Genomic DNA, 24174 nt, shown 5'->3' with positions numbered 1-24174 from the left:
TCATATTTGGGAGAAACCCGGACCTGGAGGCTCCCATCACTTCCACCGCCACTGGCCCCGCCCTCCCCCCGCTCCACCGGCTCACCTTCGCCCCCGCCCTGCCGCCCCGGCCGACCACCCTCGCCGACGGCACCCCCGCCTGGCTGGTCACCCGCTACCACGACGTCCGCAAGGTGCTGAGCGACCCGCGCTTCACCCGCGACGACCTGAACGCCGTCGGCAGCGACGGCCGCACCGCCGAGGCGACCGGCAACCCGGCGTCGATCTTCAACCTGAACGGCGCCGACCACCGCCGGCTGCGCCTCACCGTCCAGCGCGCCTTCACCCCGCGCGCCGTCGAATCCTGGCGTCCGTGGGTCGCCGAGGCCGTCCAACGCGCGGTGGACGACCAGGCGGCGGGCGGGTCGCCGGCCGACCTGGTCGCCGCCTTCACCCGGCCCGTGCCGTTCGCCGTCACCAGTCGGCTGATGGCCCTGGAGGGCGTCGACGAGACCCGGCTGCACCGCTGGTCCCTGGCCCTCCTGGCCGAGGGCGATCAGCGGAACGACTCCGTAATGGACGAATTCACCTCCTACGCCGCCGATTTGATCGCCCGGCGGCGCCGCGCACCCGGCGACGACCTGGTCAGCAGCCTGGTCCGCGCCGCCGACGAGGACGGCGGCATCCCCGAGACCTGGCTCGTCTACCTGGTCTGCGGCCTGGCGGGCAGCGGCAACGAGAGCATCACCGGCGCCCTCGGCAACGCCTTCGTCCACCTCCTCGGCGACCGCCCCGCCTGCTGGCCCCGCCTCGCCGACCCCGCCGTCGCCGAACGCGCCACCGAGCGGCTCCTGCACCACATCCCCCTCGGCGACGACGACGCCACGACCCGGCGCGCCGTCGAGGCGGTCGAGCTCGGCGGGGTGCCGATCCCGGCCGGCGCGGTGGTCGCCGTCAGCCTCAACAGCGCCAACCGCGACGGCGCCGTCTTCCCGGACGGGGGCCTCGACGCCGACCTCGCCGCCCCGCTCGCCGCCCCCACCCTCGCCTTCAGCGCCGGCCCGCACTACTGCCTGGGCGCCTGGCGGATCCGCCTGGAGATGTGCGAGGCGCTCCACCGCCTGGCCACCGCCCTCCCCGGTCTGCGCCTCGCCGACCCCGGCGCACCGATCGACTGGCAGCTCGGCGGCACGACGCGCAGCCCGTCGCACCTGCCCGTGGTGTGGTGACCGGATCGTGGAATTGCGCGCGACCGCAGCGTGGTTGTCGTACCGTCCGGGGCCATGGACCTCGAATTCGCCACCCGCTTCGCCCAGGACTGGGCCGCCGCCTGGAACTCCCGCGACCTGGAGCGCATCCTCGCCCACTACACCGAGGACGTCGTCTTCGCCTCTCCCAGGATCCTGGAGGTCATCGGCGACCCGTCCGGCGAGGTGCGCGGCAAGGACGCCCTGCGCGCCTACTGGGCCAAGGGCCTGGACCACCTGCCGGACCTACACTTCACCGTCGAGGACGTCCGCGCCTCGGTCGACACCCTCGTCATCAACTACCGCAACGAGCGCGGCCAGGCCGTCGCCGAGGTCCTGACCTTCCGCGACGGCCTGGTCTGCCGCGGCTTCGGCGCCTACGGCCCGGCGGCGTGACACGGCGGAGCACCCCGGTCGCCCGGGGCGCTCCGCCCTCACCCGTGGGTCAGATCCAGACGACGTAGCGGTCGTTGAACTCCCCGCCGAGGCAGAACTCCCGGCGCTCGCGGATGTCGGTGGCCACCCAGCCGCCACCCTCCTCACACTGCAGGGCGGTGACGGGCGGCTCGGTGTGCCGGACGTGTGCGGGGTGCCCGGCGGCCCCGGCGTGCTCGGCGGCGAAGGCCGGACCGCCCATGGAGACGGCGACCGCGGAGAGGAAGGCGGCGGCGGTGATGCGCTTGGAAATGGTCATGCCCGGCCAACGACCCTGGCCGTCCACGGTCACCGCCGCGTCACGCGGCCGTGGGCCGGCGCAGGTCCCCAGCCATCTCCGGAGCGTTATCAGAGGGCGCACCAATCGGGTGCCCCCCGGCCCCCGGCCCCGCCTCCCGCCGGTGCCCACCCCCGATGGTCCGGGCACCGACGGGCCGGCGGATCAGCCGATCAGCTCGCCATGCACTTGGCGTACGCCTTGTTGGCGCGGCGCAGCGCCCCGCCGTGGGAGTACCCGTTCTCGCGGTAGTGGTAGTAGGTGACGGTGAACTCGACGTCGCAGTCGGCGGCGCCGGCGAGGGCCGCCGCGTGCGTGCCCGCCGGCGCGGCCTCTGCCGCCTGGGCGGCGCCGACGCCCGAGAGCACGACGGCCGCGGCGAAGCCGCCGACGACCAGGGAGCGGTGCAAGCGCTTCATCAACTGGGCTCCTTCTCAAGGGGTTTGACGTGCACCGTCATTCTGCGGCGGCGGCCGTGGCCGTTCCTATCCCAGACTTGTGGGACGGATTCCGGGCCTGCCGCGCCGATTGATCGGGCGTGAACGGAGCATTAAGCGTTCATTGGGATTCGGTCCCGGGCCCCCGTGCGGGGCCGGGGGTGATCCACTGCCCGGTAAGGTGAGCCTCAGTGCCACCACCCCCTTGGAGACCGACGATGTCCATCAGCCCTGTCCGTCGCCGGGTCGCCGCGGCGCTGGCCGTCTCGGCCGCGGCCGCGCTCGTGCTGTCGTCGTGCAGCTCCTCGTCCGACGGCGGGGACGACTCCGACTCGGACAGCGCGACCACGGCCCCCGCCACCGGCCCGTCCCTGCCGCCGCCCACCAGCGTCACCCTGCCGCCCGAGCACACGGGCTTCGACTACCAGATCTCCTCGCCCTACCAGCCCCCGGCCGGGGTGCAGGTGGTCAGCCGCGACCACGGCGCGGCGCCGGCCGCCGGGCTGTACAACATCTGCTACGTCAACGCCTTCCAGGCCCAGTCCGGCGCCGAGAAGGACTGGGAGCCGGACCTGCTGCTCCGCGACGGCGGCGGCAAGGTCGTCTACGACACGAACTGGAACGAGGCCCTCCTCGACGTCCGCACCGACGCCAAGCGCCGGCGCATCGCGGCGAAGGTGAACGGCTGGATCGACGAGTGCGCGGCCAAGGGCTTCAACGCCGTCGAGCCGGACAACTACGACAGCTACACCCGCTCCGACAACCTGCTCACCGCGGCCGACGTCGAGGCGTTCCAGACGGTGATCGCCGCCCACGCGCACGAGAAGAAGCTCGCGATCGGCCAGAAGAACACCGTCGAGCTGGCCGGCGACCGCCAGAAGGTCGGGCTGGACTTCGCCGTCGCCGAGGAGTGCGGCGAGCAGGACGAGTGCAACGGCTACGTCGACGCCTTCGGCGACCACGTCTACGTCATCGAGTACACCGACAAGGGCCTGTCGAAGGCCTGCAAGGGCTGGGGCGACAAGCTGAGCATCGTCCGCCGGGACAAGAACGTGCTGCCGCAGGGCAAGGCGGGCAACGTCCGCAAGACCTGCTGAGCCCGGATGTGACGAAACCCTGACGACCGGGCTGCGCCCCTGGTCAAGACGGGGGCGGACCTGGTCGAATCGGCGGCGTGGACAGTACAGCGCACAACGGGAAGGGCACCCCGGTCGGCCGCCGGGTCGTGCTCGGGCTGCTCGGCCTCGGCGCGGTCGGCGTCGCCGCCGGGCCGTACCTGCAGAAGGCCCAGGACACCGTGGCCGGCAAGGACCCGACCGGCCTGACCGGGCTCCTCCCCGGGGGCGGCGGCTTCCGGTACTACTCGATCACCGCCTCCGTCCCCGAGCGGACCGCCGAGACGTACACCCTGAGCGTCGACGGCCTCGTCGACCGCCCCGGCACCTTCCGCCTCGCCGAACTCCAGGCGATGCCCCAGCGCCGGATCGTCCACGACGTGCAGTGCGTGACCGGCTGGCGCGTGCCGGACACCCCCTTCGAGGGCGTCCCGCTGTCGCACCTGCTCGACGCGGCCGGCGTGCGGCCCGGCGCGCGGGCCGTGCGGTTCAGCTGCTTCGACGGCGCCTACACCGAGAGCCTCTCCCTCGACCAGGCCCGTCGCGACGACGTCCTCGTCGCCCTGCGCATGCAGGACGCCCCGATCTCCCACTCCCACGGCGGCCCGGCCCGGCTCTACGTCGCGCCGATGTACTTCTACAAGTCCGCGAAGTGGCTCTCCGGCATCACCGTCACCGACGCGGTGCAACCCGGCTACTGGGAAGAGAACGGCTACGACGTCGACGCCTGGGTCGGCCGCTCGAACGGACGTGACGATGCACCGACCTCCTGACCTCCTGCGCCGCTTCACCCGCGCCGAACGCTGGGTCCACCGCGTCACGGCCGCCCTGATGCTGGTCTGCCTCACCACGGCCGCGTTCCTGTACGTGCCGCCCCTGGCCGAACTCGTCGGCAGGCGACGGCTGGTGGTGACGATCCACGTGTGGTGCGGCCTCGCCCTGCCCGTCCCGCTGCTCCTCGGCCTCGCCTCCCGCGCCCTGCGCGCCGACCTGTCCCGCCTGAGCCGCTTCACCCCGACCGACTGGGCCTGGCTGCGCGCCCTGCGCTCCCGCGCGCCCGACCGCCCGGCCGGCAAGTTCAACGCGGGCCAGAAGCTCTACGCCCAGTGGACCCTCGGCGCGATCCTCGTCATCGTCGGCACCGGCCTGCTGATGTGGCTGACCCACCTCTCCCCGCCGTCCTGGCGCACCGGCGCGACCTTCGTCCACGACTGGCTGGCCGCCGCGATCGCCGTCGTCACGATCGGCCACATCCGCATGGCCGTCCGTGACCCCGAGGCCCGCCTCGGCATGCGCACCGGCCTGGTCGACCGGAGGTGGGCCGCCCGCGAACACCCGGAGTGGGACCCGGAGCGCACGTAGGGCGTCAGCGGCCGGCGAGGACGTCCGCGCTCTTGCGCAGCGCCGCGTCCAGTTCGCGGCGCTCCGTCTGGAGCGCGGGCACCCGCTGCTCGAGCGCCTGCTCCTGGAGCCGGACCTCGGCGTCGAACCAGACCTTCGCGACGTTGCTGCGGGCGCGGCAGGCGAGGTCGGCGAGCGCGGTGTCGATCTCGGTCCGCGACACGTCCGTGCCCTTGAAGCGGCGGTCGTCGCTCGCGTCGAGGGGCTCCTTGTAGACGAAGCCGCGCCCCTTCATGCACGAGGACCAGGCCCCGAACGCGGCCACGACCTCCGGCTCGCGCTTGGAGCGCATGAAGGCGTCGTTGCCGAGCGTCTGGGCGAGCGCGCCCCAGGTGCGGTCGCCGCCGCCCAGACGCTGCTTGCTCTGCACGCCGCACGCCTGCTCCGCCTCGGCGGCGGCGCCCGTGGTGCCGGCCGCGAGGCCCTTCGCGATCGCCGCGTCGTAGGCGGCCTGCTCCGCCGCGTCCGGGTGGTAGCCGCGCTCGGCCGACAGGGCGGCGTCGTGGATGCCGTAGCGCCAGTCGGTGAGGGTCTTGGGGCCGAGCCTCGGCAGTTCCGGCGGCGCCGAGTAGGCGTGGCCGGCCTTGCGCATGCAGTCGCCGACGAGGGTGGTCATCGCCCGGCCGAATCGCCGGGACTCCTCGTCGGTCGGCAGGTGGGCCTCCATCGGCAGGCGCCAGGTCGCGGGGTTCGCGGGGTCGGCGGCGGCGGTCGTGGTGGGACTGGTGGTCCCGGCCACCGACGGGGTGGGACTGGTTGTGTCGGCCGCGGACGGGGCTGGGCCGGCGAGTCCGCGGTCGACGACGCCGGAACACCCGGCGGCCGTCCCCGCCACGACGGCGGCGGCCACGGCGGTGGCGGACCACCGACCGAGAGCGGAAAGTCTCGTAGCCATCATTCCTGAACTCCAGTGCGTTCTTTCGCGATCGCCTTCGTTCGCGGATTTCCAGGAGTGCGGGGAATTGCCGTCGAGACGTCGGGGATGTGCATTCTTGCCGTGCTGACTTTGCCAATCCTTGGAGGAGGCATGGCCATTACAGCACCGGCGCAACGGGCAAAACGGACACTCGGGAGGCCCCTTGGTAACGGTTTGACATCGTCTGTGTGCTGCCTGGGACTGCTCCCGCCGATCGGAGGGGCCGCCGGAATGCTCCCCTCTGGCCGGTGGATTTCGGCGATTCGTGCGGGGGCGGTGACCAGAAAGCGCCCCACCGGTGACAGGGGGCCGGTGGGGCGGGCCCGATGGCCTACATGTCGTGCTCGCGCGGCTTGTCGAGCCAGCCGCCCGCGGTCACGTGGGTGTCGTGGCCGACGCCGTTGACCCAGTGCCAGTTGGACGGGGACCCGCCGGAAGCGGTTGCCGACGTCGCCGCGCCGGTGCCGAGGGCGACCAGGGCGGCCGCGGCCATGCCGACCAGTACACGCGTGATCATGGTGGTCCTCCAGGACCTCGAAGGGGTTGGTGCCCCTACGGGACCAGTCACGCGTAGACGTTCGGTCAACGCCGGTCGCCTACGGTCGGAGCGCGGCGGTCAGGTAGGCGCCGTGGCGGGCGATGTGGGCGGCGTCCCGCTGGTAGAGGCGGTCGTGACCGGCGGCGATGTGTCCGGCGAAGGCGGCGTTCCCGGCGGCGGCCTGGTCGTGCATGAGGCGGACGAGGTGGTCGAGACGGAGGCGGGCCGTGTCGGTCACCGCCTCGCGGTCGTCCGGGCTCAGGCGGTAGGCGTCGGCCAGGACGCGCAGCCGTCGGGCCTGGTCTTCGAGGGGCAGGTGGAAGTCGGGGTTGGCCGGATCGGTGAGGGGTGCGAAGCGGTAGGCGGCGTAGGCGAAGTCCCAGACGCGGGGGCCGGGGTGGGCGGTGTCGAAGTCGATGAGCGCGACGGGCCGGCCGTCCCGGAAGACGCAGTTGTAGGGGGCGACGTCGCCGTGGCAGACCACCTCGGCGGGTTCCCGCGCGGGCAGGAACCAGGTGGCGTCCGGCGGCGGGGTGAAGTCCGCGGTGGCGTCGTGGAATTCGCGCAGCAGGGCGCCGACGGCGACGAGGGCGTCATCGGTCAGTGGCCGGTGCCCGACGTCGCCCGGGATGAAGTCGAGGACCTCGCGCCCCTGGGGGTCCAGCCCGTGGGCGCACGGAGCACCGGCGAAGCCGCGCCGGTGGACGTGATCGAGGAGGGCGTGCACCGTCGCCGTCCACGGCCCCGACGGGCGCCGAACGGTGGCCCCCACCCGGAAGACCCGGTTGACGCCCCCGCCTGCCAGTTCCACTTCCCGCTGATCATCCGTCATGACCGGGCATGCTACTGCCGCGGCCGGTGCCGTCACGGCGCGACCCGGATGGCCCAACTACCGTTCGTGTTTGCGGACGCGCTCTGCGTGAGAGGATCGCGGGGCAAGGCGATCCGCGTGCGACAAGGAGAAGACATGGCCGACCGTCAGAACGGCACCGTGAAGTGGTTCAACGAGGAGAAGGGCTACGGCTTCATCAGCCCTGAGTCCGGTCCGGACCTCTTCGTGCACTTCAGGGCCATCGAGGGGCAGGGCTTCAAGTCCTTGATGGAGGGCCAGAAGGTCTCCTTCGAAGCCGTTCAGGGCCAGAAGGGCATGCAGGCCGACAAGGTCCGCGTCGAGCAGTAGGACGCCGGCGGTGCGGACGGGGGGTACCCGGTCGCGTACGCCGAGCACCGTCCGGACGACGCGCAGGTCGCGGCGCGGTGGGCGCTGGAGCCCGCGCCCGGCCTGCGCGTGCTGGACGTCGGTGCCCTCGGGGCCGGGGCGGGCAAGCCGGTGGTGCTGAGCGCCGACGCCACGGCGGTCGGGCCCGGCGCCGGTGTCAGGTTTCACCCGACGCCCTCGCCGGCGACCTTGACCAGTGCCTGCGTGCCGATCACCGCCAGCAGCGCCAGCCGTTCGGCGTCCTCGGCGCCGGGTTCGGCCGTGTAGACCATGATCCGCAGATCGCTGCCCGCGACGCTGAGCACGTCGCAGTCCAGCGTCAGCGGTCCGACCTGCGGGTGGTCGATGGTCTTGCGCGAGGCCTCCTGGTGTCCCACCGCGCCGGAGTCCCACAGCTCGGCGAACCGCTCGCTGTTGCCGCGCAGATCGGCGATCAGACGCCGCAGTCGCAGATCCGCCGGGTAGCGGCTCGCCGCCGCCCGCAGGTCGGAGACGACCGCGGTCTCCAACGCCCGCCGGGACTCCGGCGTGTGGCGGACCCGGCTGCCCGAGCCGAGGAAGTTCCGCCACGCCCCGTTGCGCTCCTTGCCGTGCTGTTCACCCATCAGCGCGGTGTAGAGCGGATTGGCCAGCAGCAGCGTCCACGCCGCGTCGTAGACCGCGACGGGTGCGCCGGTCAGCCGGTCCAGCATCCGTTGCACGCTGGCCGTGATGTAGGCGGGCACCGTGCCGCGTCCCGGTGCTACCAGCCCGGCGACCCGGAACAGATGCTCACGTTCCTCCGCGTTCAGTCGCAGCGCCCGCCCCAGCGCCTCGACGACCTGCTCCGACGGGTTGGCCGCCCGGCCCTGTTCGAGGCGGGTGACGTAGTCGACCGAGATCCCGGCCAGCAGCGCCAGCTCCTCCCGGCGCAGTCCGGCCGCGCGCCGATGGCCGCCCGCCGGCAGGCCGGCCGCCTCCGGCGGGACCCGGTCACGCCAGCGCCGCACCGTCCGCCCGAACTCCGTGGTCGCCATGCCACCACTGTGCACCGTCCCGCCCGCGGGTGCCTGGTACCGGTAGTCCCAGGAAGGCCGGACGCCTGGCTGACGGCATCGCCGCGCAGCATCGTGGAGGCATGACCACGACACTGATCACCGGAGCGAACAAGGGGCTCGGGTTCGAGACCGCCCGTCGACTCATCGCCGCAGGCCACACCGTGTACATCGGCAGCCGGGACCCCGAGCGCGGGCGTCGCGCCGCCGAGCGGTTGGGCGCGCGGCCGGTCGTCATCGACATCACCGACGACGCCTCGGTCGCCGCAGCGGCGAGGACCGTCGAGGCCGGCGGCGGCCTGGACGTGCTGGTCAACAACGCCGGCGTGGAGGAGCGGGCCGAGGACAACGGCATCATCGGTGCGGCGGACGTCACCGCCGACCTGATGCGGAGCACGTTCGAAACCAACGTCTTCGGCACGGTACGCGTCACCCATGCGTTCCTCCCGCTGCTGCAGCGCTCCGCCGCCCCCGTGATCGTGAACCTCAGCAGCGGCCTGGCCTCGCTCACCCGCGTCACCACCGCCGGCACCCCCGCCTACGCGTACCCCGGCGTCGTCTACCCGGCCTCCAAGGCCGCCGTCAACATGATCACCGTGCAGTACGCCAAGGCGTTCCCGAACATGCGCATCAACGCCGTCGAGCCCGGCTTCACCAAGACCGACCTCAACGGCAACACCGGCATCCAGACCGTCGAACAGGGTGCCGAGATCATCGTCCGCATGGCCGGCCTCACCCCGGACGGCCCCACCGGCACCTACACCGACGCCGAAGGCCCGCTGCCCTGGTAACCGCCCCGCCCCCGACGGCCGCCCCGGCCGACGATCACGTCTTCGCCCTGCAGGAGCGTGTGCTCCAGCCCGCACCTTGGGACTTCCCCTGCGGGCCGAGCCCGTGCCGTCAACCCCCGCCCATGGCAGTGTCGTTAGGCTGCCCGGATGCAGACAGACGTGCCCCCGTCCCCGGTCAAGGGGCTCCCGGGGCCTCCGGGGCGGCCGGCGTGGCTGACCGAGACGCACCGGTGCGTCATCGACGCGCTGCTGGCCCTGATCCTGGCCGCCGCCACGCTGTCCTTCGCCTACCAGTACCACCCGCCGGGCTGGCCGCCGTTCGACCGGACCGCCGCCGCCCTCTGCCTGGTGGTCAACCTGCCGCTGGCCGTCCGCCGGCTCGCCCCGGTGGGTGTCCTGCTGGTCTCGTGCGCGGCGCTCCTGGCCTACACCGTCGGCGGGTACCAGCCGTCGGCCAACATCTGGGCGCCGCTGTTCGCCGTCTTCACCCTCGCCGCCCGGCGTCCGACCCGCACCTCGGTGGCCGGCGCCTGTTTCGCGGCGCCCGTCTGGCTGTGCAGCGCGATGGCCACGAAGGTGGTCTCCCCGGACGTGGCGCTCGCCCAGGTGGTGCTCGGGGTCGGGACGGCCTGGGCGTTCGGTCTGACGTTGCGGATCCTGGGCGAGCGGAACCTCCAACTCGCCGCGCTGACCTTGCGGTTGCAGCACGAGCAGGCCGCCAGGATGCGACACGCGCTGACCGAGGAACGGCTGCGGATCGCCCGCGAGCTGCACGATGTGATTGCCCATCACATCTCGGTCGTCGCGGTGCAGGCCGGTCTGGCGGGCTACGTGTTCGAGAGCGATCCCACTACGGCGCGCTCGGCGCTCGACACGATTGCGGGCAGCAGCCGGGAGGCCCTGGAGGAGATGCGCGGACTCCTCCACGTCCTGCGGGTGCCGCCCGAGCAACCGGACGGCGGGAGCGGGCAGCCGGAGGAGCCCGCGCCGGGGCTGGCCCGGTTGCCGGCGCTGATCGAGCGGGTCGAGGCGGCCGGGCTGACGGTCGAGCTGACGGTGGCCGGCGAGCCGTACCCGCTCGCACCCGGCCCGGACCTCGGCGCCTACCGGGTCGTGCAGGAGGCGCTCACCAACGTGCTCAAGCACGCCGGCCCGGCCGACGTGCGACTGTCCCTGGACTACCGGCCCGGCCGGCTGTCGGTCGGCGTCCGCGACGGCGGCCCGACGGCCCGCAATGGCGCGCCCGTCCCGCCCGGCGTCAGCGGCGGTCACGGGCTCATCGGCATGCGCGAACGGGTCGAGGCGCACGGTGGTATGTTGCGTGCGGGCTCGCTGCCCGACGGGGGGTTCGAGGTGGTGTTCACCCTGCCGGGACCGGGCGCCGGGTCCGCGGGGGGCGGCCCCGATCGCGGGTAGGGGGAGACCGGCGCATGACCACCGTGCTCGTGGTGGACGACCAGATCCTGGTGCGGGCCGGCCTGGCCGCCCTGATCCACGCGGCGCCCGGCCTCGACGTGTGCGGACAGGCCGCCGACGGGGAACAGGCCATCGCGCTCGCGGCCCGATTACGACCCGACGTGGTCCTGATGGACATCCGGATGCCGGACGTCGACGGCATCACCGCCACCGAACGGATCCTCGCGCAGGCCGTGGATCCGTTGCCCAGAGTCCTCGTCCTGACCACGTTCGACCTCGACGAGTACGTCTACGGGGCCCTGCGGGTCGGCGCCAGCGGCTTCCTGCTCAAGGAGACCCCGCCGGAGCGGCTGCTCACCGCGATCGAGGTCGTCGCCGGCGGCGACATGCTCTTCGCCCCCAGCGTCACCTGCCGCCTGATCGAGGCGTACGCCCACCGGATCGGCCAGGAAGCCGACGCACCAACGGAGTTGGATCCGCTCACCGCGCGCGAACTCGACGTGCTGCAACTCGTCGGCGCGGGCCTCGGCAACTCCGAGATCGCCGACGAACTGGCGGTTACCGTCGGCACGGTGAAGACCCACCTCAACCGCATCATGACCAAGGTGGGCATCTCCAGCCGCGCCCAGGCCGTCGTCCTCGCCTACGAGAGCGGCCTGATCACCCCGCGGCGCGCCCTCCCGGGATAGGCCCGCCCGCGGTGCGGAGTCTCGGAGTCTCGGAGTCTCGGACGAGGAGGACGCGCAGCTCGGCCTGGGCGCGTTCGACGTTCGGACCGGTCCCTGCGGCAACGACCTCCGTACTCGTTGCCGCAGGGCGTCCGGCGCGTTCGTCAGCCGCAGTTCAGATGCTCCGGGCTCCGGCTGACCCACTTCTGGATGATCTCGAATCCGGGGTACTGCGGCTTCGGCTTCGTCCAGGTGGCCACGATCGTGTAGTTGCTCCTGCTGAAGTTGCGGCACTTGTACCTGGGGTTGATGTCACCCTTGCGCGTGGCGGTCTTCTTGTCGACCTGGTGGCCGTTCTTCTGCAGCTCCAGCGACAGGTGGGTGAGGCCGCAGTCGTAGAGCCGGCCGCCGGCCTCCACGTACCAGTCCCGGCCGATCTTGCGCGGGTACGGCTTCCACAGGTCGGGCGATGCGCAGCCCTTGGGGAGGTTCGGCGTCCCGACGGTCTGAGCGAACGGCGTGGCGGCGCCGGTGCTCACGGTCCCGTCGGCGTCGCTCGTGGGCACGGCGACCCACTCCGAGGACATGTCGGCGACGGGACCGGCGTCGGCCGCCTGAGCGGGAACGGTCAGGCCCAGGGTGGCGAGTCCTGCGAGGGTGGTGGTGACCGCGAGTGTGGTCATGCGCTTGCGCAGATCCATGGATCGGTTCCTTCCATCTCTGGGTTGCGGTGCGGCTGTTCACTCGATCCGGCAAGGCTGGGCACGAACGGCCGGCCGGCTCACGAGCTGCCGCCGACGCCCGCCCCGGGCCGATGAGTTGTTCACTCGGCCGCCTTCCGGCGAGTGCATGGACATAGTGCCGGGCAACGGGAGGTGCGGTCGTCAGCCCAGTGGGGCAGCGGTCCGTCAACCCTCGCGGTATGCGCGCAGTGGGCCTGCATCCCCCGCGGACGGCCACACCCCGCCGAGTGTCGGTCGCCGCACTCCGGTTGTGTGTTCACAAGAGCGGGAGTCGGCTGCCGGAGGCCTTTCCCCGGGCGTATCCGTCACTGCCCGGTCCGGTTGGTGAGGGGCTGTTGAGGGGCGGTCGGTGGTGCGAATAGTGCCTGGACGGTTTCGGTGGCCAGGTCTCGCAGCCAGGTGTGGGCGCGGTCGTCGTCGTAGCGCTGGTGCCACAGCAGGTACAGGGGGACCTCGGGCAGCGGGAGTGGCGGCGGCAGTGTGGCGAGGCCGAGTTGTTCCCGGGCTGCGCGGGTGACCGCGTCGGGGAGGGTGACGACCAGGTCGGTGTCGAGGACGAGTTGCAGGGCGAAGGCGGTGGTGGGCCCGGCGGCGACGACGCGTCGTTCGAGGCCGCGGGTGGTCAGGGCGTCGTCGATCGGGTCGCGCAGGCTTCCGCGTCGCGAAACGGTGAGGTGTTCGGCGGCTGCGTAGCGCTCGATGCTCAGCGGACCTTCGGTGAGGGGGTGGCCTGGTCGGACGGCGACGACCAGCCGGTCGCTGCCGACCAGGCGGTGGCGGATGTCCGGGAGCGTCGGGGCGCCGGCGCTCGATTCGAGGTCGACCTCACCCCGGCGCAGCTCGGCGTCGTCCGTCCCGGGTTCGGCCGACAGGCGCAGCCGGACGCCGGGGGCCTGGCGGTGGACGGCGGTGATCAGGGCGGTGCCGCAGGCGGCGGTCAGGGCGTCGTGCCAGCGCACGGTGAACACCCGGTCCAGAGCTGCCAGGTCGAGTTCTTGCTGTGCGGACAGGAGTTGGTGGGCCTGCTGTACGAGGGCGTGGACCTGGGCGCGCATGGCCAGTGCGCGGGTGGTGGGGACCATGCTGCGGCCGGTGCGGACCAGGATCTGGTCGCCGGTGGCCTTGCGGATGCGGCCCAGGGAGCGGCTCATCGCCGGTGCGGTGACGTGGAGGCGTGCTGCGGCGCCGGCGACGCTGCCCTCTTCCAGCAGTGCGTCCAGGGCCGTGAGCAGGTTCAGATCCAATTGCATGCCAGTAACTCTATAAGTGAATAGCATGCACTTGTTGTTAATGACCGGGGGTCCTACCTTCGAAGTGCAGGCGCGAGACAAGCCGCCCGCACACATCGAACGCAGGGAGCCCGCCATGAGCACAGCCATGCCTTTCGCCGCCGACACGACGCTGCTGCCCGAGGTGACCGCCGCGGTGAGGACCGCAGGCCTCACGCTGCGCGACCGCCACACCTCGCACGCCCGGGGCGTGAGTCTGGACGAGGTCGTCGCCGAGATCCACGCCAACGACGACGCGGTGCTGGACGTGCTGCGGGAGCCGCTGCTGCGGTCCCGGCCCGGATCGCGGTGGGCCGAGGACGAGCTGGCCGGCGGTGCGCTCCCGCCCGGGGAGTGGTGGGTCGTCGACCCCGCCGAGGGCAACATCAACCACGTCCACGGCATGGAGGACTGGGCCGTCACCGCCACCCTGGTCCGCGACAACCAGCCGGTCCTCACCGTCGTCCACCTGCCGCTGACCGGCGACACCTACACCGCCGTCGCCGGCGGCGGCGCCCGCCTCAACGGCCGGCCCCTGAACGTGTCCGCCAAGACCGATCTGGGCGCCGCGCTCATCGGCACCGGCCAGGCCAGGCCCGGCGAGGACGTGCGCACCTTCCGGCGGATCGGCGACTCGGTCACCGCCATGCTCATCAACGGCCTGGTCGTGCGCGTGTCCGTGCCCGCCACGATGCAGCTCATCCACGTCGCCGCCGGACGCACGGACGCCTTCTGGCAGTTCTCCGACGTCCGCTCCGGCCTGGTCGCCGGCGCCCTGCTGGTCTCCGAGGCCGGCGGCACCGTCACCGACCTGGCAGGCGAACCCTGGCACACCGGCAGCCGCGACTTCCTGGCCGCCGCCCCCGGCATCCACACCGCCGCCCTCAAGGTCCTGTCGACCATCGCCTGACCGGACACCTCCGCCCCACCCACCCGATACCGCAAGGAGCATCACCTCATGACCAGCATCGGCATCCTGGGCGCCGGCCGCGTCGGCGCCAACCTCGCCGGCAAGCTCGCCGCGGCCGGACACCGTGTCACCCTCGGTGTCCGGAACCCGGAAGAGACCGCAGTCCTTGCCGCCGGCATCGCCCCGCAGATCGCCTTCGCCGACCAGCGCACCGCCGCCCGCACCGCGGACATCGTGATCAACGCGACGCCCGGCGACATCTCCCTGGACCGCCTGGCCGGCCTGCGCACCGAGCTCTCCGGAAAACTCCTCGTCGACGTTTCCAACGCCATCCGCGACACCGACGACGGCCTGCCCGGCGACCTGTGCTACCCCGGCAGCAGCCTCGCCGAGAAGCTCCAGGCCGCGCTCCCCGACACCCATGTGGTCAAGACCCTCAACACCATGTTGTTCATGGTCATGACCGCTCCCGAAACCCTGGCCGTCCCACCGACCGCCTATCTCTCGGGCGACGACCAGAACGCGAAGAAGACCGTCACCGGCCTGCTCGGCGACCTGGGCTGGCAGCCCGCATGGATCGAGGACCTCGGCGGCATCACCACAGCCCGCGCCACCGAGGCCATGATCCTCGTGGTTCCCCACATCCTGCGCCGACACGGCTTCAAGCCCTTCGCTGTCTCCCTCGCCCGCTGACCCATCAAGACCGGGTCCGGACCAAAACCAGCAGCGGGCTCGTGCGAGCCAGCCGGGCGCCGGCACGGACAACGCTCGCTGAGCTGCAAGGGGACGCCCGTTCCCGAGTACAGAGCCGTCCCTCGGGCGCGGCGGCCGAGATCCTGCCTCGCTCCCCATAGCCCCCATACCGACCCGGGTGCCGAATACCCCTGGGGTCCTGATCACCCGGATCGACCTCGCCGCCACGCAGACCGTGCTCCAACGCGCCATCATGAAGGCGGACATCAGCCGCGCCGCCGGCAACGCCTCCGTCAGCGCCGTCTCCTACAACCGGGACGACGCCCGCGTGCGGCGGGACGCCTGGCGGGCGGACGACCTGGAGTCCCAGCGCCGCCAGGCCATCGCCGCCCGCGCCTTCGTCGAGCGCCCTGGCGTCAGCACGCTGACCATTCCCTGTCCGCCGCTTGGTTCACTCATCTATCCTTCCTGACATGTAATTGACGGATTATCAGTTCCCTGAGCCTTTTCGGCCTTGCTGCTCCAGGGTGAGGACGGCCTTGGCCGCTGACGTAAGCCGGCTCGGGCTGCAGCGGGGGTGACGGAAGACCCGCCGGCGCTTGAAGGTGGCCACGCCTCGTTCGACGGGGTACCGGAAGCGGGCGTGGGCTCGGTTCAGCCGGCGAAAGACTCCGCGTAGACACCGAAGGCGTACATTGCTTCGAGGCTGCCTGGTCGTGGCGGGTCGGTCGGGTCCCAGCCCAGCTCGCGGTCCTGGATCACCTGGGTGAGCAGGGGGCGCCAGCGCGGGTCGAGGGTTTCGCGCGCCCATTCGAGTGCGCCGCGCTTGGAGGCGACCTCGCCGGTGTGCAGGGTGAACAGTGCCCGGCAGTAGGTGGTGACGGCGTAGCGCTGACTCCAGGCCATGTCGAAGTTGGCCCAGGTCCGCAGGTCTTCCATGAGGCCCGGCAGCATCTCGTGCATCGATTGGCGCAGGGCCTGGGGTGGCACTGGGTCGACGAGGTCGGTGACCGGGGGGCCGGCGAGGGTGATTCCGTGGTTCCTGAGGATCCAGCGGGTGTGCGGGCTGTTGCAGTGGGCGTCCCGGATCAGCTCGCGGTGGCCGTGGTCGCAGAACAGCCACGGTGTTCCGAGCCCGGCGACGGTGCGCAGGGACGTGGTGTCCGCGTAGGAGCCCTCCAGGTGCTTGGTCCAGAAGCCCGGACGGGTGGGAATCTCGTCGTGGAGCCGGCGGAGCTCCGCCTCTGTGGCCCCGGTGGGCAGGACGGTGGTGGCAACGATGAAGTCGCAGTCGCTGTGCAGGTCTCCGGCGCCCAGTGCGAAGGAGCCCTGCAGGTAGGCACCGACGAATGTGTCGCCGAGGATGGCGCGGACCGCGTGGACGAACTCGGCCAGGAGCGCGTCCAGCTCCCGGTGCGGGGTGAACATGGGGGATCTCCATACCCGTTGAAGTGGAATGGGCTCACGGGCGCGGCGGAGATGATCGGGATGTGCCGCCGCGTTCAGGCGCGGCGGATCTGCCCTGCGGCGAAGCAGTACGACGTCATGTGATGGACGGTAGCCGTCGCCCCCTTCGCTGAGCAATCGAGATTCCAGTGGGCGGATCGCGTGGCGGTCTCCTGGGCGGAAGGTCACTCGCCTCGGGGGAGTGCCGGCGGATCGGTCAGAGCCTGGTATCGGGTGAAGGCTTCCTGGGCGTCGGGGACGAAGGTCGGGCTGCGGATCGCGTCCCGGAGTTCGGCTTCGGTGAGCCAGGTGTGCCAGGCGATCTCCGAAGCATCCGGAGTGATCAGCTGGGTGATGGTGGCCTCGTGCACGCCCAGCCAGTAGGGGCTGATCGCTCCGCGGCAGAGATACTTGAAGACGAGTCGTGTGGAGGTGTGGACACCGATCTCCTCGGCGAGTTCCCGGGCCGCTGCGGCCTCGTACGTCTCACCCACGTTGACGGCGCCGCCCAGCAGCCAGTTGTACTCCACTTTACCGACCGCAGGAGCTCGGATACCGGCTCTGAACTGCGACGATTCATAGACTACATGTCCGTGACGGTGCCTCACCATCTTCTAGTGTCGCCCGTTGGGGTGCTTCTCGACTTCGTCGCCTGACTGGGTCCGGGACATCCCGCAGGCTCCCGCCTCCTGCCACTGATCGGCGTGTACCGAGCACATCGCGTAGCGCTTCCAGCGCAAGCGCGCACAGTCAGGACCGTGCAGCTCCAGGGATAGACCGGGTGGATCGGCGGGATCTTCAGTACCCCGCCGCGCAGCACCGGGTCCAACTCGGGCCCGTTGACAGCACGGTGAGCATCTCCAGCCGGTCCCGTTGTGCGCGGGCATCCTGCCGCGGCATTCGGCATGGGCTGTGGTGCCGGCGCGCCCGGGACACGGATGCGGGCGTGGACGGAGGCGAGCGCGTCACCGAACCGGCCGGTGTCGCGGCGGTGCCAGCTTCGGACTTGGACCTGGTCGGCGACGGTGACCACCCGGACTGGGACGGGACGGCGGAAGATGCCGACGGGGCGCTGGACGGTGATGTGCAGCTCGGCCACCGCGGCGATCCGGGTCAGGGCGTCGCGGGCCAGGCGGTCATCACGGCGCGGCCAGGAAGTCGCCGAGGTCGGCGAGGAGGTCGGGGCCGGACGGTGCCCAGCCGAGCGTGTCGCGGGTGATCTTGCTGGACGTGGGGTTGTCCATGCCGACGAACATGGCCAGGTGGCCGAAATGCTCGGCGGCGGCGGTGACCGGTGCGACCGGGAGGTTCAGGTGGCGGCCGATCACGGCGGCGATGTCACGCAGGGGGATGCCCTCCTCGGCGACGGCGTGCAACCGGGAGCCGGCGGCTGCGGACTCCAGTGCCAGCCGGTAGAGACGGCCGACGTCGCGGGTGTGGACGGACGGCCAGACGTTGGAGCCGTCGCCCACGTAGCCGGCCAGCCCGCTCGCCCGGGCGAGCTCGATCAAAGCCGAGGCCAAACCGAACCGGCCCGCGCTGTGGACCGTCGGCGGCAGTCGGACGACCGAGCTTCGCACGTCCTGCTCGGCCAACGCGACCACGACGTTCTCGGCCTCTATCCGCAGGCCGCCGGGCAGCACGTCGTGCTCGGTGAGCCGCCCGTGGAAACCGGCGAGGGTCAGCGCGCCGGTCGCGTTCGTCCCCACGAACGGCCGGCTCGACCCGCTGAGCGCGGCGCCCATGGCCTCGATCGCCCGCAGGTCGGCCGCTGCGGCGCCGGCCAGGTCTCCCCCGTACTGCTGGTCGTGCTGAAAGGCCAGATGGATGACGCCGTCGGACTCGGCGGCGGCCGCGCGGAGGCCGTCGAGGTCATTCAGGTCGCCGTGCCGCACGTCGGCGCCGAGCGACCGTACGACCTGTGCCGCGCGATCCGAACGGGCCAGCCCGGTGACGGTGTGGCCGGCAGCCAGCAACTCGGGGACGACCTCGCTGGCGACATGACTGGACGCGCCGGTGACGAAGACACGCATCTTGCAACTCCTGTAGACCGCTAGGGTGATTGCATCTTGTGAAATCAGCGTAGCACTCGTGACTGCACATCATGCAATGACCTATCCTTGTGGCATGCCGAGATGGAAACCAGACGGGTTCGAGCGCCTGCAGGCGGCCGCGTTCGACCTGTTCGAAGAGCAAGGCTTCGAGCGCACGACGGTGGCCGAGATCGCCCAGCGGGCCGGCCTGACGCAGCGGACGTTCTTCAATCACTTCGCCGACAAGCGCGAGGTGCTCTTCGGCTTGGGCTCAGAGTTTCAGGTACGGATCGTCGCCGAGATCACCGCCTGCCACGCGTCCGTCCCGCCACTCGACGCCGTCGTGCGCGCCCTGCAGGTTGTCGGCGAAGCGACGTTCGAGGGCATGCGCCTCGCGGTGGCCCGCCGCCACGAGATCGTCAACGCCAACCCGGAGCTGCAGGAACGGGAACTCGGCAAGCAGGCGTCTCTCACCAAGGCCGTCGCCGCCGGGCTCCAGGCGCGGGGCGTCGACCTGGACACCGCGCTCCTCGCCGCGGGCGCTGGCATCCTCGTGCTTGAGACGGCGATCCGCCTGTGGACGCGGCCGGGCGAGACCCGGCCGCTGCGGGATCTTCTTGCCGAGGTGCTGCAATCGCTACGCGCGACCGTGAGTCTCTGACGTCGCAATGCGCGGTTTGACTACCACAACGACAGCCACCAAGTGTTGCTCTGCGACTCCGCCACTTGATCGTTCGGGCTCAGGGGCAGAGGTTCGTCCGTGACCTCGGCGATGAACTTCAACAGCATCGGCTCAGCGTGCGTCATGGCCGGCGGCCGTCTCACCGGGGTGAGACGGCCGCTGGCCAGGTGCGGGTCATCCTGACGAGGACAGGATCTGGGCTTCGAGGTCGGCGACGCGGCGGTCTTGGAAGCGCAGATTGGAGCGGGCGGCCTTGAGTCGCTCGTCGAGGGTGCGGTTGTCGGCGGTGAGCTGACGGACGCGCTGCTTGAGCGTGGTGTTCTCGGTGGTGATCCGCCGGATGGCCTCCTCAGTCCACTCGGCCTGCAAGTCGCGGATCTGGCCGAGGAGTTCGCCCATGCGGGTGCGCTGGACGAGAATCTCGGCGTGGGCGGCCTTGAGAGCGTCCTCGGCGTTCAGGGCGCGTTCGCGCCAGATGGCTTCCTGCTGGTCGTCCTGGTCGGCGAGCATGCGGGTGCGGCGCGCGTCGGCCTCGGTCATGGCGGCGGCGACTGCGGCGCGGGCGTCGGGATTGTCGTAGAGAAAAGTGCGGGAGACGTCCGCCCGCCGGGCGACGGCGGCGACGCTGACGTGGGCCTTCTCACGGCGGAGCCGGGTGAGGGCGTCATGGACGCGTCCGACGGCGGCCTCGGTGGTTCGGCGTCGAGCTGCGAGCGCGGCGGCTGTGCGAGGGCCGGGGACGGTGGTGGCGTTCATGCGCACGCCTCCCCACTGGTGGTGTCCTCTCCGCCGTACTGGTCTTCGTCCTGCTCGGCGGCGTCGGCGAGGTCGGCGGCGCGGAAGGCGGTGGACCACACGCGGTGGAAGTAGTCCTGGGGCTTGCGCAGGTCCAGGGCGAGAGCGTCGTCCAGGAGGCCGAGGCCAGCCAACGCCTTCTCCAGACCGTCGATGGCGCGAGCGGTGGGCTCGAAGTAGCGGTGGAGGTACTCCGCGGTGGCGTTGTCGGGGGCGCCCTCGGCCAGCAGCCGCCACTGCTCACGCTTGCGGTGCCAGTAGAGGAGGTCGGCGCCGGAGAGGACGAACTTGTCGCAGTTGTGGCAGTCCAGGTTCCACGGGCAGGCGCCGCCCTCGACGACGGGCTGGAAGGTGCAGAACCCGCCCTCGGCGGGCGTGCTGCGGCGGGACAAGTCGATGGCGAGGGCCTGGGCTTGCTCGCGGGTGAGCGGGGTGATGTCTCCGGTGAGGAGTTCGCCAGGGTTGGCGGTGCCGGGGCCGGCGACCCAGACGCGCTGGAGGACGTCGTCGAGGTCGGACTGGGTCAGGTGCACATAATGCTCCGCCATTCGATCACTGACCTGCCCCATGTATCGGCGGATGTGGGTCAGGCTCGCCCCGGCCCGCAGCAGCCGGGTCGCCAGCGTGTGCCGGGCTTGGTGGGCGACGTAGTGACCGCCCAGGTCGAGGTCGGTGATCCAGTTGCGCAGGCCAGAATGGAACCAGGTGTAGGACAGGGCGCGACGGCCGTCGGGGTTGAGGATGTCGGTGGGGAACAGGGCCAGGTGGGCGCGCTCGGCGGGGGTGGGCGCGCGGCCGGCGTGGCGGTCGGCGAAGTGCGCCAGGGTCTTGCGGTGGCGTTCCTCCAGCCGGTCCAGGAGCCGGTCGGGGATGCGGATGGCCGCGTTTAGGTTGCCGACTTTGGTCTGGTCGTGCCAGAGCACAGGCAGCCCGCCGTAGCGGCCGATGCAGTCCAGCCGCAGCTGGATGACCTCGTTGGCGCGCCGGCCGGTGATGATGATGGCTTCCCAGACATCCCGCAGGCCGCGGTCGTGCGGGTCGTAGTCCTCGGCGAGGTGCTGCAGGTTGCTCTCGGCTGCGAGGGCGCGGGCGACCTCGTCGGGGAAGGGATTGCGGCTGCGGGGCGTGCCCGGGCCGCCGACCGGCATGGCGGTGATGAAGGCACGGTTCAAGCCGATCCGTTCGGCGCTGCCGTTGTCCAGCGCGCCGCGCAGCACGGCCCGGCCGTAGTTGAGCACCATCCGGCGCATGTTCTCGGTGACCTTCGACTTCTTGCCGTCCAGGCGGGCCTGGCCACGGAAGGCAAGACCGAGGCGTTCGCGGTTGCGCAGATCCGCGACGAAACCATGGGTATGTTCCTCGCGCAGTGCCCTGGGATCGTGGCCGCCGTCCGGCGCCTCGGCCTCCAGGAATGCGCTCAGCTCGGCGCCCGCGCGGCGTTGGTAGTCCACCGGCTGGGCGCTGCGCGGGCATGAGGGTGAGCGCAGCACGTCGGCGATGTGGTCCCACAGCAGGTCGCGCAGCCACCGCTGGGAGATACAGGTCAGGTCGATGTAGCTGGAGCGGTGTGGGAAGCGCACGCCGAAGTGCTCGGTCTCGATGTAGCCGGCATCGCGGCTGTCGGAGGGGTTGAAGTAGACCTTCCGCAGGGCTTCTTGCATCTCCTGGACCATGCGCAGGTGGTAGTCGCGGTGGAAGACGGACGGGTCCAGGCCGGCGAGGGACGCCACGTCGCGACGCTGGCACTCGTCCGCGAGCGACTGCACCCACGGCAAGTTCCACACGGCGGTGGGCTGCAGGCCGTGGACATACAGGCCCCACTGGAACTCGGCCCGCAGCAGGGGCCGCAGGCCGCGCAGGTAGATCCGCCCCGTGCGGTGCACCGGCAACTGCGCGCGGCACCAGGAGCGGAAGGCGATCTGGTCGTCGCAGGAGATGGGGACGGGTCGGTCGTGCCGCTCGAAGGTGGCGAAGAAGTTCTTCGGCAGCCGGGCCCCGCCCGGGCGCCCGGCCCGGATGTAGCCGCGCTCGTGCGCGCCGCACAACCCCAGCGGCGAGGAGGCCAGTTCGTCGCACACCTCCGCGCGGCACTCGCCGTAGCCCGGGCAGGGCTGCTGATCGGCCAGCCACCTCTCGAACCCCCCGTCCTCCTCACCGGCGCCGGGGTGCCGCTTCAGGTGGCTCAGCCACCGGTTGCGATGCCGGAAGCACACCACCAGGCGCAGGCTGAAGGCCGGTCGCTGCGGGCAGATCCGGCACATCATCTCCTCCGGGGCCTCCGACGCCGCCAACGGCTCTGCCATGCGCAGGAACTGGGCCCGGCTCATCCCGCTCGCCTCTGCCTCCTGCCACTGATCGGCGTGCACCGAGCACATCGCGTAGCGCCTCCAGCGCGAGCGCGCGCAGTCAGGGACCGTGCAGCTCCACGGATAAACCGGGTGGGTCGGCGGGATCTTCAGTACCCCGCCGCGCAGCACCGGGTCGAACTCGGGCCCGTTGATCAGAACGGTCAGCACCTCCAGCCGGTCCCGCTGTGTGCGGGCATCCTGCCGTGGCAGCAGGGAAGGCGCGGTCACTGGGCCCCACCCCAGACCGTGCGCAGGGCGGTGTCGAAGGCCGGGTCATGGATGTCGACATGCCCGTAGACCTCGTCGACCATCGCGGCAGAGGCCCAGCCGCCGGCATCCCGGGCGATCAGCAGGTTGCCACCGGCCGCGTCGAGCACCGCAGAAGTGAAGTTGTGCCGGAAGGCATGGGGTTTCACCACGCCGAGCCCGGCACGCTTCCCGGCCCGGCCGAGCATCCGGCGAGCCCCGACCGGCGCCCACGGCTGCCCGAAGTCCATGCCATGGAGCTGGACCAGGAGCATGCCGTGCCGGGTGCCGCGCGGGTACTCGCCGGTGAGGTACTCGAAGTAGGTGTGCACCATCGCCGGGCTGACCCGCTTGATCAGCCCACCGGTCACCGTGCCGCCCTCGATGCGCCAGGGGAGCTTGGTCTTCGCCTCGGCCCGGTTCGGGTTGCCGGGCCGGTGGCAGACGTGGACGTGCGGGGCGCGGCACTCCCCGCAGGCCGCGTTCTCCCGCAAGTGCAGGTCCACCAGGTGCAGCCCGCAGAGCTCGCCGATCCGCAGGCCGCCGTCGGCCAGCCAGGTCACCACCAGCCGGTCGCGGGCGGCGTTCACCACCGCCAAGAGCTTCTCCCGTGCGCCGTCGGGGAGCATCTTCGGGTGCCGGCGGCGCGGCCGCGTCGGCGCGAGCGGGTTGGTAGGCATGGAGTTCTTCACGTGTCCCAGGAACGCGCGGCGCCGGTCCGCCCGCGTGGGCAGCCGCGAGGTGTCGAGCGTCTTGCCGAGCTCGCCATTCACGCCCAGGGACGACTGGTGCAGGTAGAAGCCCTTCAGACAGGCCGCCGCGGTCGACAACGCGGAGCGGCCGTAAGGGCGCTTGCCAATCCGCCACGGTTCACCGAGCGGCATGAGGACCTCCGCGCCGACGATGCCCATGTAGCGCTCAAGATCCCGCAGCACGACCTTCTCGAAGGCCAAGCACTCACGCTCCAACCACCGCAGATGGTCCACCAGGTAGTACGCATAGGTCCTCTGCGTTCCCGACCCGTCGTACACGCGCAGGAACCGGTCCGCCTCCGCGTGGAGACTGCCCTCGGGCCACACGATCGTCCACGACCGCCGCCCGCCCTTCCGTTCGATCTGCTGGACCCTCAGATCCCCGACCACCACTCGCCGTGCCACATGTCCTGCGTACCGACCCCGGAACACGACGGGCGCTCCGGACACGGTCGGTAAACGAGCCCGCGACGCCCAAGTCACAGGCACCGACGGACACCACGGGCGGCACTACCCGCGGTCGGTAAACTGGCCGGGAAAACGGGAGTCGTCGTCGGGACGTCGGTGGACCAGGATCCGGCCCTCGGGGTCGCGGCAGACGGTCGTCGCGACGCGATGCAGCCATTGTTGGCGGATCGCCTCGCCCCGCTCGACGACTGCCAGTACGTGGTCTTCCTCGTCGACGCGTTCCACCAGTTCGGCCATGGCGCACACGATGCCAGAGGGCACTGACAGACACAGCTCACGCTGATGCCGGACGAAGGCCGCCACGCCCCGATGGCCGG

General features: G+C 71.4%; 28 protein-coding genes and 1 pseudogene. 13 read left to right on the top strand and 16 right to left on the bottom strand.

All coding sequences use genetic code 11. The annotated features are described in order from the left end of the window. Positions 1–2: 2 nt before the first annotated feature. Positions 3–1208, top strand: a complete 1206-nt coding sequence (locus tag ACFVSN_RS02220) for a cytochrome P450 (protein ID WP_387953717.1) — start codon at positions 3–5, stop codon at positions 1206–1208. Between the two features lie 54 nt (positions 1209–1262). Beyond that, positions 1263–1622: a nuclear transport factor 2 family protein gene (locus tag ACFVSN_RS02215; RefSeq protein ID WP_387592430.1), complete on the top strand. Its 360-nt coding sequence runs from the start codon at positions 1263–1265 to the stop codon at positions 1620–1622. 49 nt (positions 1623–1671) lie between these two features. Here ACFVSN_RS02215 and ACFVSN_RS02210 read toward each other — a convergent pair whose 3' ends face one another. After that, positions 1672–1920, bottom strand: coding sequence for a hypothetical protein (locus tag ACFVSN_RS02210; protein ID WP_387592433.1), 249 nt, complete (start codon positions 1918–1920; stop codon positions 1672–1674). 191 nt (positions 1921–2111) lie between these two features. Then, the gene (locus ACFVSN_RS02205) at positions 2112–2357 is read right to left on the bottom strand and encodes a hypothetical protein (RefSeq protein WP_387592435.1); all 246 of its coding nucleotides are present in this window, start codon (positions 2355–2357) and stop codon (positions 2112–2114) included. Between the two features lie 236 nt (positions 2358–2593). Between ACFVSN_RS02205 and ACFVSN_RS02200 the strand changes: the two genes are divergently transcribed. The 3 genes from ACFVSN_RS02200 (at position 2594) to ACFVSN_RS02190 (ending at position 4852) form a co-directional block, all read left to right on the top strand. Further along, complete coding sequence (locus tag ACFVSN_RS02200; protein WP_387592438.1) at positions 2594–3472, top strand: endo alpha-1,4 polygalactosaminidase; 879 nt, start codon at positions 2594–2596, stop codon at positions 3470–3472. A 77-nt stretch (positions 3473–3549) separates the two neighbouring features. Beyond that, positions 3550–4263 carry a molybdopterin-dependent oxidoreductase gene (locus ACFVSN_RS02195; RefSeq protein ID WP_387592441.1) on the top strand — a complete coding sequence of 238 codons (714 nt, stop codon included), beginning with the start codon at positions 3550–3552 and terminating at the stop codon, positions 4261–4263. Continuing rightward, positions 4247–4852: a cytochrome b/b6 domain-containing protein gene (locus ACFVSN_RS02190; protein ID WP_387592444.1), complete on the top strand. Its 606-nt coding sequence runs from the start codon at positions 4247–4249 to the stop codon at positions 4850–4852. The genes ACFVSN_RS02195 and ACFVSN_RS02190 overlap by 17 nt, the downstream gene beginning before the upstream one ends. Positions 4853–4856: 4 nt before the next feature. Here the strand turns inward: ACFVSN_RS02190 and ACFVSN_RS02185 are convergent, their stop codons facing one another. The 3 genes from ACFVSN_RS02185 to ACFVSN_RS02175 all read right to left on the bottom strand — a co-directional run bounded on the left by ACFVSN_RS02185 (position 4857) and on the right by ACFVSN_RS02175 (position 7177). Further along, positions 4857–5741 carry a hypothetical protein gene (locus ACFVSN_RS02185; RefSeq protein WP_387592446.1) on the bottom strand — a complete coding sequence of 295 codons (885 nt, stop codon included), beginning with the start codon at positions 5739–5741 and terminating at the stop codon, positions 4857–4859. A gap of 397 nt (positions 5742–6138) precedes the next feature. Continuing rightward, positions 6139–6324: a hypothetical protein gene (locus ACFVSN_RS02180; RefSeq protein WP_380435307.1), complete on the bottom strand. Its 186-nt coding sequence runs from the start codon at positions 6322–6324 to the stop codon at positions 6139–6141. A gap of 79 nt (positions 6325–6403) precedes the next feature. Continuing rightward, a complete protein-coding gene (locus ACFVSN_RS02175; protein ID WP_387592449.1) occupies positions 6404–7177 on the bottom strand; it encodes a phosphotransferase enzyme family protein in 774 nt (257 codons plus the stop codon). 135 nt (positions 7178–7312) lie between these two features. Here ACFVSN_RS02175 and ACFVSN_RS02170 point away from each other — a divergent pair, with 135 nt between their 5' ends. After that, on the top strand, positions 7313–7525 hold the full coding sequence (locus ACFVSN_RS02170) for a cold-shock protein (protein WP_380435309.1): 213 nt from the start codon (positions 7313–7315) through the stop codon (positions 7523–7525). A 203-nt stretch (positions 7526–7728) separates the two neighbouring features. Here ACFVSN_RS02170 and ACFVSN_RS02165 read toward each other — a convergent pair whose 3' ends face one another. Further along, entirely contained in the window at positions 7729–8580 is an 852-nt protein-coding gene (locus ACFVSN_RS02165; RefSeq protein ID WP_387592452.1) for a helix-turn-helix transcriptional regulator, read from the bottom strand. A 101-nt stretch (positions 8581–8681) separates the two neighbouring features. Between ACFVSN_RS02165 and ACFVSN_RS02160 the strand changes: the two genes are divergently transcribed. The 3 genes from ACFVSN_RS02160 (at position 8682) to ACFVSN_RS02150 (ending at position 11494) form a co-directional block, all read left to right on the top strand. Beyond that, positions 8682–9389, top strand: a complete 708-nt coding sequence (locus ACFVSN_RS02160; protein WP_387592454.1) for an SDR family NAD(P)-dependent oxidoreductase — start codon at positions 8682–8684, stop codon at positions 9387–9389. Positions 9390–9536: 147 nt separating this feature from the next. After that, entirely contained in the window at positions 9537–10805 is a 1269-nt protein-coding gene (locus tag ACFVSN_RS02155; protein ID WP_387592457.1) for a sensor histidine kinase, read from the top strand. A gap of 14 nt (positions 10806–10819) precedes the next feature. Further along, positions 10820–11494 carry a response regulator gene (locus ACFVSN_RS02150; protein WP_387592460.1) on the top strand — a complete coding sequence of 225 codons (675 nt, stop codon included), beginning with the start codon at positions 10820–10822 and terminating at the stop codon, positions 11492–11494. A gap of 143 nt (positions 11495–11637) precedes the next feature. On the opposite strand, the gene ACFVSN_RS02145 is transcribed toward ACFVSN_RS02150, so the two are convergent. Then, the gene (locus ACFVSN_RS02145; protein WP_387592463.1) at positions 11638–12174 is read right to left on the bottom strand and encodes a hypothetical protein; all 537 of its coding nucleotides are present in this window, start codon (positions 12172–12174) and stop codon (positions 11638–11640) included. Positions 12175–12521: 347 nt separating this feature from the next. Next, positions 12522–13466, bottom strand: a complete 945-nt coding sequence (locus tag ACFVSN_RS02140) for a LysR family transcriptional regulator (RefSeq protein ID WP_387592466.1) — start codon at positions 13464–13466, stop codon at positions 12522–12524. Between the two features lie 115 nt (positions 13467–13581). On the opposite strand from ACFVSN_RS02140, the gene ACFVSN_RS02135 reads away from it, so the two are divergent. The 3 genes from ACFVSN_RS02135 (at position 13582) to ACFVSN_RS02125 (ending at position 15559) form a co-directional block, all read left to right on the top strand. Continuing rightward, positions 13582–14394, top strand: coding sequence for an inositol monophosphatase family protein (locus ACFVSN_RS02135; RefSeq protein WP_387592469.1), 813 nt, complete (start codon positions 13582–13584; stop codon positions 14392–14394). 48 nt (positions 14395–14442) lie between these two features. Then, positions 14443–15087, top strand: coding sequence for an NADPH-dependent F420 reductase (locus ACFVSN_RS02130; protein WP_387592472.1), 645 nt, complete (start codon positions 14443–14445; stop codon positions 15085–15087). Positions 15088–15265: 178 nt separating this feature from the next. Beyond that, positions 15266–15559, top strand: a complete 294-nt coding sequence (locus ACFVSN_RS02125) for a hypothetical protein (protein WP_380435318.1) — start codon at positions 15266–15268, stop codon at positions 15557–15559. Between the two features lie 182 nt (positions 15560–15741). Here ACFVSN_RS02125 and ACFVSN_RS02120 read toward each other — a convergent pair whose 3' ends face one another. The 4 genes from ACFVSN_RS02120 to ACFVSN_RS02105 form a co-directional block, all read right to left on the bottom strand. Then, complete coding sequence (locus ACFVSN_RS02120) at positions 15742–16515, bottom strand: aminoglycoside adenylyltransferase domain-containing protein (protein WP_387592475.1); 774 nt, start codon at positions 16513–16515, stop codon at positions 15742–15744. A 203-nt stretch (positions 16516–16718) separates the two neighbouring features. Next, a complete protein-coding gene (locus ACFVSN_RS02115) occupies positions 16719–17063 on the bottom strand; it encodes an NUDIX domain-containing protein (protein WP_387592478.1) in 345 nt (114 codons plus the stop codon). A 74-nt stretch (positions 17064–17137) separates the two neighbouring features. Continuing rightward, positions 17138–17641 carry a DUF2255 family protein gene (locus ACFVSN_RS02110; RefSeq protein ID WP_387953715.1) on the bottom strand — a complete coding sequence of 168 codons (504 nt, stop codon included), beginning with the start codon at positions 17639–17641 and terminating at the stop codon, positions 17138–17140. Positions 17642–17672: 31 nt separating this feature from the next. Next, on the bottom strand, positions 17673–18566 hold the full coding sequence (locus ACFVSN_RS02105; protein WP_387953592.1) for an SDR family oxidoreductase: 894 nt from the start codon (positions 18564–18566) through the stop codon (positions 17673–17675). A 94-nt stretch (positions 18567–18660) separates the two neighbouring features. On the opposite strand from ACFVSN_RS02105, the gene ACFVSN_RS02100 reads away from it, so the two are divergent. Next, positions 18661–19227: a TetR/AcrR family transcriptional regulator gene (locus ACFVSN_RS02100; protein ID WP_387592483.1), complete on the top strand. Its 567-nt coding sequence runs from the start codon at positions 18661–18663 to the stop codon at positions 19225–19227. A gap of 195 nt (positions 19228–19422) precedes the next feature. Here ACFVSN_RS02100 and ACFVSN_RS02095 read toward each other — a convergent pair whose 3' ends face one another. From ACFVSN_RS02095 to ACFVSN_RS02080, 4 genes and pseudogenes are all read right to left on the bottom strand, one after another. Further along, entirely contained in the window at positions 19423–20004 is a 582-nt protein-coding gene (locus tag ACFVSN_RS02095; RefSeq protein WP_387592486.1) for a DUF6262 family protein, read from the bottom strand. Next, the gene (locus tag ACFVSN_RS02090) at positions 20001–22619 is read right to left on the bottom strand and encodes a tyrosine-type recombinase/integrase (RefSeq protein ID WP_387592489.1); all 2619 of its coding nucleotides are present in this window, start codon (positions 22617–22619) and stop codon (positions 20001–20003) included. Before ACFVSN_RS02090 ends, ACFVSN_RS02095 begins: the two co-directional genes overlap by 4 nt. Beyond that, positions 22616–23590 (bottom strand): tyrosine-type recombinase/integrase, encoded by a 975-nt coding sequence (locus ACFVSN_RS02085; RefSeq protein ID WP_387592492.1) that lies wholly within the window; start codon positions 23588–23590, stop codon positions 22616–22618. Before ACFVSN_RS02085 ends, ACFVSN_RS02090 begins: the two co-directional genes overlap by 4 nt. Positions 23591–23914: 324 nt before the next feature. Then, positions 23915–24094: pseudogene (locus ACFVSN_RS02080) on the bottom strand (NTP pyrophosphohydrolase); the annotation flags it as partial. Between the last annotated feature and the right edge of the window lie 80 nt (positions 24095–24174).

It is taken from the genome of Kitasatospora sp. NPDC057904, from assembly GCF_042887925.1.
Taxonomy (GTDB): domain Bacteria; phylum Actinomycetota; class Actinomycetes; order Streptomycetales; family Streptomycetaceae; genus Kitasatospora.
Note: the sequence above shows the minus strand (reverse complement) of the source record. Positions and strands in the feature narration are given on the sequence as shown.

What these genes read in the sequence shown, in the direction of transcription:
- ACFVSN_RS02215 (WP_387592430.1), top strand. Translation starts at nt 1,263, where the DNA reads ATGGACCTCGAATTCGCCACCCGCTTCGCCCAGGACTGGGCCGCCGCC.
- ACFVSN_RS02210 (WP_387592433.1), bottom strand. Translation starts at nt 1,920, where the DNA reads ATGACCATTTCCAAGCGCATCACCGCCGCCGCCTTCCTCTCCGCGGTC.
- ACFVSN_RS02205 (WP_387592435.1), bottom strand. Translation starts at nt 2,357, where the DNA reads ATGAAGCGCTTGCACCGCTCCCTGGTCGTCGGCGGCTTCGCCGCGGCC.
- ACFVSN_RS02200 (WP_387592438.1), top strand. Translation starts at nt 2,594, where the DNA reads ATGTCCATCAGCCCTGTCCGTCGCCGGGTCGCCGCGGCGCTGGCCGTC.
- ACFVSN_RS02190 (WP_387592444.1), top strand. Translation starts at nt 4,247, where the DNA reads ATGCACCGACCTCCTGACCTCCTGCGCCGCTTCACCCGCGCCGAACGC.
- ACFVSN_RS02180 (WP_380435307.1), bottom strand. Translation starts at nt 6,324, where the DNA reads ATGATCACGCGTGTACTGGTCGGCATGGCCGCGGCCGCCCTGGTCGCC.
- ACFVSN_RS02175 (WP_387592449.1), bottom strand. Translation starts at nt 7,177, where the DNA reads ATGACGGATGATCAGCGGGAAGTGGAACTGGCAGGCGGGGGCGTCAAC.
- ACFVSN_RS02170 (WP_380435309.1), top strand. Translation starts at nt 7,313, where the DNA reads ATGGCCGACCGTCAGAACGGCACCGTGAAGTGGTTCAACGAGGAGAAG.
- ACFVSN_RS02165 (WP_387592452.1), bottom strand. Translation starts at nt 8,580, where the DNA reads ATGGCGACCACGGAGTTCGGGCGGACGGTGCGGCGCTGGCGTGACCGG.
- ACFVSN_RS02160 (WP_387592454.1), top strand. Translation starts at nt 8,682, where the DNA reads ATGACCACGACACTGATCACCGGAGCGAACAAGGGGCTCGGGTTCGAG.
- ACFVSN_RS02155 (WP_387592457.1), top strand. Translation starts at nt 9,537, where the DNA reads ATGCAGACAGACGTGCCCCCGTCCCCGGTCAAGGGGCTCCCGGGGCCT.
- ACFVSN_RS02150 (WP_387592460.1), top strand. Translation starts at nt 10,820, where the DNA reads ATGACCACCGTGCTCGTGGTGGACGACCAGATCCTGGTGCGGGCCGGC.
- ACFVSN_RS02145 (WP_387592463.1), bottom strand. Translation starts at nt 12,174, where the DNA reads ATGGATCTGCGCAAGCGCATGACCACACTCGCGGTCACCACCACCCTC.
- ACFVSN_RS02140 (WP_387592466.1), bottom strand. Translation starts at nt 13,466, where the DNA reads ATGCAATTGGATCTGAACCTGCTCACGGCCCTGGACGCACTGCTGGAA.
- ACFVSN_RS02135 (WP_387592469.1), top strand. Translation starts at nt 13,582, where the DNA reads ATGAGCACAGCCATGCCTTTCGCCGCCGACACGACGCTGCTGCCCGAG.
- ACFVSN_RS02130 (WP_387592472.1), top strand. Translation starts at nt 14,443, where the DNA reads ATGACCAGCATCGGCATCCTGGGCGCCGGCCGCGTCGGCGCCAACCTC.
- ACFVSN_RS02120 (WP_387592475.1), bottom strand. Translation starts at nt 16,515, where the DNA reads ATGTTCACCCCGCACCGGGAGCTGGACGCGCTCCTGGCCGAGTTCGTC.
- ACFVSN_RS02105 (WP_387953592.1), bottom strand. Translation starts at nt 18,566, where the DNA reads ATGCGTGTCTTCGTCACCGGCGCGTCCAGTCATGTCGCCAGCGAGGTC.
- ACFVSN_RS02100 (WP_387592483.1), top strand. Translation starts at nt 18,661, where the DNA reads ATGCCGAGATGGAAACCAGACGGGTTCGAGCGCCTGCAGGCGGCCGCG.
- ACFVSN_RS02095 (WP_387592486.1), bottom strand. Translation starts at nt 20,004, where the DNA reads ATGAACGCCACCACCGTCCCCGGCCCTCGCACAGCCGCCGCGCTCGCA.